This window comes from Kitasatospora sp. NPDC093558 (assembly GCF_040683475.1).
Taxonomy (GTDB): Bacteria; Actinomycetota; Actinomycetes; order Streptomycetales; family Streptomycetaceae; genus Kitasatospora.
On record NZ_JBFBDY010000326.1, the window covers coordinates 1 to 6402 of the forward strand.

Annotated in this window: 4 protein-coding genes and 1 pseudogene; all 5 read right to left on the minus strand. The window is 74.7% G+C overall.

Annotation, left to right across the window (positions count from 1 at the left end):
* A partial coding sequence (locus AB0O00_RS25170; protein WP_363655347.1) for a hypothetical protein occupies positions 1-183 on the minus strand: 183 nt, incomplete at its 3' end.
* Positions 180-2738: an Hsp70 family protein gene (locus AB0O00_RS25175; protein WP_363655349.1), complete on the minus strand. Its 2559-nt coding sequence runs from the start codon at positions 2736-2738 to the stop codon at positions 180-182. The genes AB0O00_RS25175 and AB0O00_RS25170, both read right to left, overlap by 4 nt.
* An 11-nt stretch (positions 2739-2749) precedes the next feature.
* Positions 2750-3556 carry a nucleotide exchange factor GrpE gene (grpE, locus tag AB0O00_RS25180; protein WP_363655351.1) on the minus strand — a complete coding sequence of 269 codons (807 nt, stop codon included), beginning with the start codon at positions 3554-3556 and terminating at the stop codon, positions 2750-2752.
* Entirely contained in the window at positions 3553-3978 is a 426-nt protein-coding gene (locus AB0O00_RS25185; protein WP_363655352.1) for a hypothetical protein, read from the minus strand. The genes grpE and AB0O00_RS25185 overlap by 4 nt, the downstream gene beginning before the upstream one ends.
* A gap of 81 nt (positions 3979-4059) precedes the next feature.
* Positions 4060-6402, minus strand: a pseudogene (locus AB0O00_RS25190) (hypothetical protein); the annotation flags it as partial.

The window sequence follows — 6402 nt, forward strand, 5'->3', positions numbered from 1 at the left end:
GTCGTCGCCCTCGCGGACGGCGTCGAGGGCGTCGTTGTAGTCGATCCGGCCGGCGTAGCGCAGCCGGACGAGGGCGACCAGGTCCTCCCGGCAGGACGGGCAGCGCAGGCTCTCCGGGTCCGCCGGGACGACGCACTGCGGGCAGGGCACCTCGATCGGCGGGACGGCGTCGTCGGGGGTCATCGCGGACCAGCCTCCTCGGGGCGCACCGGGCCGAGCGACTCCGGCGTCGGGTCGTTGCCCAGCTCCCGCTGCGCCTGGGCGTAGAGCACCAGGAGCGCGGAGTTGTGCCGGTTGGCGGCCTCCATGTTGGCGGACTCGACGGCCGCGTCCAGGCCGCGCAGTTCGGCGATGATCTGCTGGGCGAGGCCGGGCGAGACGAGGTTCTGGCTGACGTAGACGTTGCACATGGTGAGCATGCGGAAGGTGTGCCCGAGCGAGTCGCACAGCTCGTCCGCGCGCTGGGCGGCGCGCATCGCGCCCTCCCAGTCGGCGGCCTCGCGGCGCAGCCGCAGTTCGGCGGCGACCGAGCGCAGGCGGTCGAGGTCGCTCGGGTCGAGGTGCTTCTCGCAGTAGTGGATGAACAGGCTCAGGTACGCCTCCGAACCGCGCACCCAGCGCTGGGCCTTGAGCTGGCGCTGGGCCCGCTCCAGGGCCTCGTCGACCGAGCGGCCGCGGGTCTGGCCGGCGGCGAGGTCGTCGAGGGTGTCCATGAGGCGCTGGGCCTCGCGCAGTTCGGCCTCGGTGAGTTCCCCGCCCCAGCGGTCGGTGAAGGTCTCGATCTGCCGCTGCTGCTCCTCGACCTGGACCTTCAACTCCGGGTCGAGGGTGACCCGTTCGAGCTTGACGGTTTTCTCGCCGCCGCCCTGGACGCGCACCGACAGGGTGATGGTGCGGTCCCGGTCGAGGCCGAAGGAGACCTCCACCGGGACACGGCCGCCGAGGCCGGCCGGCAGGCGAAGGGTGAGGTGGCCGATCAGTTCGTTCTGCTGGGCGATCTCGTGTTCGCCTTCGTAGACGGCGACTTCGAGGCGCTGGCGGCCGCTGCCGGCGACGACGAACTCCCGGCTGACCGGCGAACTCGTCGGGTAGCTGGTGTTCTTGGGGATGATGACGGCGAGCCGGCCGTCGTTGAGCTCGATGCCGAGGTTCTTCGGGGTGATGTCGAACGGGTTGGTGACCTGCATCAACTCGCCGCAGCCCGGGCAGACTTCGCTGCCGGGCGGGTTGACCACCCCGCAGGCGGCGCAGCGCAGGCCGACGTCCTCGGCAGCACTGGAGGCCACCTTGGTGTGCCCGGGGGCGGCCGAGTTGAGCGGTTCGCCGCACAGTTCGCAGGCGGTGACACCGGGGGCGGCCGGGGTGCCGCAGCGCGGGCAGTTGTCGGTGTGGGTGACGGTGGCGGCCTGGGACGGGGGTGTCACGACGCCCGAACCGTCCAGCGCCTGGCCGCACTTGGGGCAGGAGGAGGCGCCGGCGTCGACGGGGATGTGGCAGGCGGGGCAGGACACCCGGGGCCCGCCGAGCAGGGAGGTGGCGCAGTTGGCGCACGCCGAGGCGGAGAGGTCGCCGGGGGCCCGGCACTCGGTGCACTCCACCTCGCCGACCAGAGCGGACTGCACGGCCGCACCGAGCGCGACGCACTGCATAGGGTTGACGCCGCGGCGGATCCGGCGCGGCCCGAAGACCTCGCCGAGGCGCCGCGCCACCAGCGGGATCGCGGTGGAGCCGCCGACCAGCACGACCTCGTCGATGTCCCCGACGGTGAGGTTGGCCTGCATGATGGCCTTGTGGGTCAGCTCGATGGTGCGCTCGATGTGGCCCTCGATGAGCTCCTCGAAGCGGGTGCGCTCGAACTCCGTCTCCAGCACCAGCTGGCCGGCGCCGAGGCCGGGGAGGATGATCTCGGAGGCCTCCTGGTGAGAGAGCTCGATCTTGACCGTCTCGGCGGTGGAGGCGATCTTCGGGCGGTCGCGCAGGTCGGGCTGGTAGTCCGAGCCGTACTCCTCGCGGATGTCGTCGAGCAGGGCGGTGGTGATCGCCCGGTCGAAGTCGTCGCCGCCGAGCAGGTTGTCGCCCTCGATGCCGAGCACCGAGACCGAGCCCGGCACCAGCAGCAGGATCGAGATGTCGAAGGTGCCGCCGCCGAGGTCGTAGACGAGGACGGTGCGGCCCTCGTCGCCCGCCTCCGAGGTGATCCCGTAGGCGAGGGCGGCGGCGGTCGGCTCGTTGATGATCCGCAGCACGTGCAGGCCGGCCATCCGGCCCGCTTCCTGGGTGGCCGCGACCTGGCGTTCGCCGAAGTAGGCCGGGACGGTGATGACGGCCCGGTGGAAGGGCTCGCCGAAGCGCTGCTCGGCGTCCTCCTTGAGGCGGTGCAGGATGATCGCGGAGATCTCGATCGGGGTGTAGGAACGGCCGTTGAACCAGACGTTGACGTCGCCGTCGGTGCCGGCGGTGACCTTGTAGTCGACCTCCTTGAGGGCCGCCTGGACCTGCGGGTCCTTGAACTTGCGGCCCATGAAGCGCTTGACCGAGCGGATCACGTTCGCGCCGTCGATCGCGGTGCGGCTGCGCGCGGTGGAGCCGACCAGCAGTTCGCCCTTGCGGCCGGTGCCGACGACGGAGGGCGTGGCCTCCTGGTTCTGCCGGTTGAAGACGATCTCCGGCTCGCCCCGGCGCAGGTGGGCCACCACGGAGTTGGTGGTGCCCAGGTCGATGCCGAGTGTGCGGTACATGGCGTTCCCCTCTAGTTCTTTTTCCGCTTGCGGCGCATGCCGGAGCCCGTGCGGGCCCGCCGGGGCCTGGTGGGCGGCGTGGTCGGGCGGCCTTGGCCCGCCGGCGGGGCGGGGTCCGGCGCGGGCTCGTCGGGCTCGTCGGGCCCTTCAGGCTCGGTGCCCTGCTCGGGCTCGTCGAGCTCTTTGGGCTCATCGATCGCTTCGGGCTCGTCGGGCTTCGGTTCCGGGGCGGGCACCGCCTCCGCGTACCCGGCGCCGACGTCGTACCCGACGCCGAGCTCGTACACGCTCTCCGACTCCGGTGCGGCGACCACCACTTGGGCCCGGCGCAGCACCGCGTCCCCCCAGAAGAACCCGGTGACGACCGTCTGGACGACCGTCTCCGGCGCCACCCCCGGCCGCGGCTCGGTGCCCACGATCTCCGTCAGCGCAGGGTCCGCCGTCAGCCCTTCGAGCCGCATCGGCCGCACCCCGGCCTTGGCCAGCCGCCCCAGCAGGCGGCGGCGGGTGGCCTCGATCCCGGCGCCACGGCCGAGGTGGACGAGCTCCGGGTCGAGGCCGAGCGAGGCGAGCGCGTCGTCCACCTCGACGAGCGCGCCGAGGAGTTCCCGCTGCGCGGCCCGGGCGGCCTGCGCCTCCTCCTCGCGCTTGCGCGTCAGCATCGAGGCGCGGAACAGGAGTTGGGTGAAGCTCTGCCCGAGGTCGAGTGCCCGGGCGCGCTCCGGCACCGGCAGTGGCGCGGGCAGCCGTCCGGGCACCGCGGCCGAAGCGGGCAGGGACGCGGACGGCTCGGGGCTCGGGGCGTGGTGGGTGGTCATTCGGGGACCTCGATCTGCGGCAGCACGGACAGGTCGGCGGCGAAGCGCGCGGGGACGGGCGGTTCGGGGGCGGTGCCGGCCGGGGCCGGCTCGGCGAAGTCGACGGCCAGCTCGGCGCGGTGGAGCGCCAGGAAGGAGGCGGCGGGCGGCGGCTGGGGCCGCTCGACGGCGAGCAGCGGGTCGGCGAGGGCGGGCGCCAGCAGCCCGGCGGCGCGGTCGACCGGCTCGGGCGGGAGGGGCTGGTGGAGGTCCAGCTCCAGCCGCTTGTCCGGGTTGCGCAGCGCGTCCGAGGCCAGCTGGACCTGCTGGCGGGTGTAGCGGCCGGTCCGCATCGCCGGGCCGACCGCGAGGAGGATCTCGCGCGCGCCGGCGGTGAGCGGGACGCCCAGGATCTCGTACGGCGACGGTTCTTCCAGTGGCATGGCGCGGGTTGCTCTCCTTCGACGGCGGGTCCGGGAGTCGCCGGGGCGGCGGCCCGGACGGCGGACCGGACGGCGACCGGGTCAGTACAGCGAGTTGATCTTGCGCTGGAGGGTGCGCAGCTCCGCGTCCCGCGGGTTGTGCTCGACGGCCTGCTTGATCAGCTGGCGGGCCTCCCGGTAGGCGCGGGCGTTGGCCCGGGCGACGGCGTGGGCGCTGAGGACGATCCCGAGCTCGGTGTGCAGCTTCGCGGTGTCCTCCGCCGAGCCGGACAGCCGCAGGGCCTCCTCCAGCAGCCGGACGGCCTCGGTGTAACGCTTGGCCTCGTACTGGTCGACGGCCTCGCTGCGCCACACGCTCACGGCCAGCTTGCGGACGTCGGCGCCCTGGTCGTCGTACTCCATCGCCTTGCGCAGCAGCGCGGCGCGCTCGGCGAAGGGGCGGCCCTGGAGGGTGTCCAGCATGTGGTTCGCGAGCATGACGGCGACCCGGCGCGGGGCCTCCGTCTCGGCCCGGCCGGTGAACTCCGGGTCGGCGCGCAGGGCTTCGGTCATCCGGGACACCGCCACCGCGCTCCGGTCGGCCAGCGCGGCGGTGAGCGCGAGGCGGCGCAGCGAGAAGGCGAGGCCGAGCCGGTGGTCCGGATCCCGGTCGAGGTCGATCAGTTCGCGCCACAGTTCCACGGCCTCTTCGAGGTCGCGGGTCGGGGCGTCGGGCTGGGTGAGCTGGCCGGCCCGGTTGCCGAGGGCGGCGGCGAGGAACTGCCGGGCGGTCTGGTCGCCGGGGTTGAGGGTCAGGCTCTTGCGCAGCAGGGTGAGGGCGCGGGGGTAGTCCTTGGTCTCGTTGTTGATCTTCCGGGCCCACTGGGCGTAGGTGGCGCCGAGGTCGGTGCGGACGTCCTCGTGGTCGGGGTCGAACGCCAGGGCGCGTTCCAGGAGTTCGGCTGCGCCCTGCTGGTCGTCGTCACTGCTCCTGAGCAGGGCGCGGGCGGCCTGCAGGCCGGACTCGACGGCGATCGCAGCCGCGTCGGCGGGGAGTTCGGCCCCCGGGACGGCGCGGGCGCGGGTGAGGCAGTCGAGGGCCTCCCGCCACTCCTGGCCGCGGCGGTGGTCGCGAGCCTGGCTGACCAGCGCCGCCGCCAGCAGGCCGCGCCAGGCGTCGTCGCGCTGCGCCTCGGGGACGGCCTCCAGCGCTTCGACGGCGGCGGGCTGGCGGCCCTGGACGAGGAGGTAGCGCTGCGGTCCGAAGGACCCGAACAGGTCGAGGGCCTTGTCCAGCGGGTGCGGCTCGCGGCGGGACGCGCGCTTCCAGCCCTGTACGGCACGGTCGAACTGATCACCCCACCACGGGAGTTCCGGGGCGGCGCGGAGGAGAGCGGTCAGCGTGGGGCCGTGCACGAGACGGCCGGCGGTGGCCCGCCCTGGCTGACGGACCGTCACATCGGCTTGCGCGAAGGCGTCGGCACAGTGCGCCTCCATGGCGAGGCGGAGCGTCCAGTTCGCGACGTCCTCACCGGTGCGGCCCTCGGCCACGTCGAGCGCGCGCAGGTCGACGCGCAGCCGCTCGACGAGTGCGGTGCGGGCGGCGGCGACGCGCGGCGGGTCGGCCGGGCGGCCGGTGACCCGGGCGGCCTCGGCCCACAGCGCGGGCAGGTGCACTGCGGCGGCCAGGCAGCCGATCGTCCACTGCCAGAGCTGCGGGTCGACGGTGCCGTCCGCCGCGTCGGGCGCGGTCGCCAGGCGGTACCCGGCGAGGCCGAGGGCGTGCAGCAGGCGGGGATCGGTCGGGTCGGCGAGCAGCAGCGCGCGGTAGGCCTCCCAGGCCTCCCGGCGGCGGCCCTCCACGGCGTGCCGGTGGGCCTCGTGCTCGGCCAGCATGCCGAGGGTGGCGGCGGCCTGCGGGTGGCCGGGCGCCAGCCGCAGGACTTCACGGAGGTCACCGGCGGCCGGGCCGGGCTCGCCCGCCTCCAGACGGCCGGCGGCGCGGCGAACCAGAACGGCGGCACGCTCGCGAGTCGCCGACTCCGGCAGCTCGGCCAACGCCTCGTCCAGGCGCCCGAGTTCGGCACGGAGCAGGGCGAGGTCGAGCCGGACGGGCGCGGCGGCGGCGCTCTCACCGAACGCCTCGGCCCAGGCGGCGAGCACCGGCTCCGCCTGCTCGGGCACCCCGGCGCGGCGGGCGCAGTCCAGGACGGCCCGCAGGGCGGGACCGGCGCAGCGGACGCAGCGCGGCGAGGCGGCGTCGGCGGCACGGTACAGGTGCGCGCCACACACCTCCCGGCCGCAGCCGCCACACGTCCCGGTGGCTCCGGCGGCGCAGAGGGCGCAGACGGCGTCGGCGGGCAGGGCGGCGGCGGGGTCGGCGGGGGCGTGGGGTGGCTGGGGGGTGTGGAGGTCGGGGGGGGCGGGGTCGGTCTGAGCGGAGGC